Raw genomic sequence first — 1563 nt, 5'->3', positions numbered from 1 at the left:
CCTCGCGTTCGTCCGCGTCATGGCGCTCGCGCAGGGTCGCGTGGAGGCGCCGGGTCAGGGTGTCCTGGGCGCCGGGACGGGCGTCGTACGCGACGAGGGCCGCCGTGTGCAGCGCGCGGGCCCGCTCGCGCTCGGCCAGGGCCGGCACGGTTCCGTACGTCGCCGCGAGATCCCGCAGCAGGGCGTCGACCACGTCCCACGGGGGCACCTCACGCCCCTCGCGGCAGGCGCGCATGCCGTCCGGGTCGCGGTGCCAGAAGACCCCGCACCAGCCCGCTTCCTGGTCGAGGCGGGACAGGAGACCGTCCAGGTAGAACCCGAACTCCCCTGCCACCGCCGCGAGTTGTTCCGCCATCGACCGGCTCCCGCCCGTTCGCCAGCACTGCGGGAGCCAGGCAACACCAGCCGTGTTACGGGCCTGCTACGCACAGTTTGCGGAACGGCTCAGACCGGGACCAGCGCGCAGCGGACGACCAGCTCGTCCATGGAGAGCCCGAGCGCCCGCGCCAGCGCCGCGACGGTGAAGAAGGCGGGGGTCGGTGCCCGGCCGGTCTCGATCTTGCGGAGGGTCTCGGCGGAGATGCCGGCGACCGCGGCGACCGCGGTCATGCTCCGCGGGCCGCGCGCCTCGCGCAGCAGCCGGCCGAGCTGTTCGCCGCGCTCGCGCTCTTCGGGGGTCAGGGGAGTGCGCACCATGGCACCCATTCTAATACCGGTATAGTAATTGGTATGGTTGAACTCAAGACGGACGCCTCCATCGATGCCATGTACTCGGCCGGCCAGGTGGTCGGGCGCGCACTGACGGCGGTACGGAAAGCCGCTGACGTGGGCGTGAGCCTGCGGGAACTGGACGAGGTCGCCCGCGCCGTCCTGCGCGGGGCGGACGCGACGTCACCCTTCCTCGGCTACCGGCCCTCCTTCGCCCCGACCCCCTTCCCGGCGGTGATCTGCGCCTCGGTGAACGACGCGATCGTGCACGGCATCCCCACCGACTACCGCCTGCGCGACGGCGACCTCCTCTCCGTGGACTGCGGCGCTCTGCTGGACGGCTGGGCCGGGGACTCGGCGATCAGCTTCGTGGTCGGCCGCCCGCGCCCCGAGGACCTGACCCTGATCGCCACCGCCGAGCGGGCGCTGGCGGCCGGGATCGAGGCGGCGGTCGTCGGCAACCGCATCGGCGACATCGCCCACGCCATCGGCACGGTGTGCCGCGCCGCCGGGTACGGCATCCCCGCCGGCTTCGGCGGCCACGGCATCGGGCGCAGGATGCACGAGGACCCCGGCGTGCCGAACGAGGGCCGCCCCGGCCGGGGCATGCCGCTGCGCCACGGGATGGTCCTGGCGATCGAGCCGATGCTGATCGCGGGCGGCCGGGACGGCTACCACCCCGACCCCGACGGCTGGACCCTGCGCACCGACGACGGCTCCCGCGCGGCCCACGCCGAGCACACGGTGGCCATCACGGACGCGGGCCCCCGCGTCCTGACGGCCCGCGAACCGGCGAGGCAGGGCGCGGAGCCGTGCTAGGTCCTGTCTGACCATTCGCGTCGTCGCCCGAAGGGC

Annotated in this window: 2 protein-coding genes and 1 pseudogene; 1 reads left to right on the top strand and 2 read right to left on the bottom strand. The window is 74.0% G+C overall.

The features are described 5' to 3' along the window. Positions 1-355: pseudogene (locus GT030_RS01465) on the bottom strand (hypothetical protein); the annotation flags it as partial. A gap of 89 nt (positions 356-444) precedes the next feature. Next, positions 445-696 carry a helix-turn-helix transcriptional regulator gene (locus GT030_RS01460; protein WP_161199440.1) on the bottom strand — a complete coding sequence of 84 codons (252 nt, stop codon included), beginning with the start codon at positions 694-696 and terminating at the stop codon, positions 445-447. Between the two features lie 33 nt (positions 697-729). On the opposite strand from GT030_RS01460, the gene map reads away from it, so the two are divergent. Continuing rightward, positions 730-1527, top strand: coding sequence for a type I methionyl aminopeptidase (gene map, locus GT030_RS01455; protein WP_161199439.1), 798 nt, complete (start codon positions 730-732; stop codon positions 1525-1527). Positions 1528-1563: the final 36 nt, after the last annotated feature.

Origin of the sequence: Streptomyces sp. SID1328 (assembly GCF_009865595.1) — a bacterium.
In the GTDB taxonomy this organism is placed as follows: domain Bacteria; phylum Actinomycetota; class Actinomycetes; order Streptomycetales; family Streptomycetaceae; genus Streptomyces; species Streptomyces griseoluteus.
Note: the sequence above shows the minus strand (reverse complement) of the source record. Positions and strands in the feature narration are given on the sequence as shown.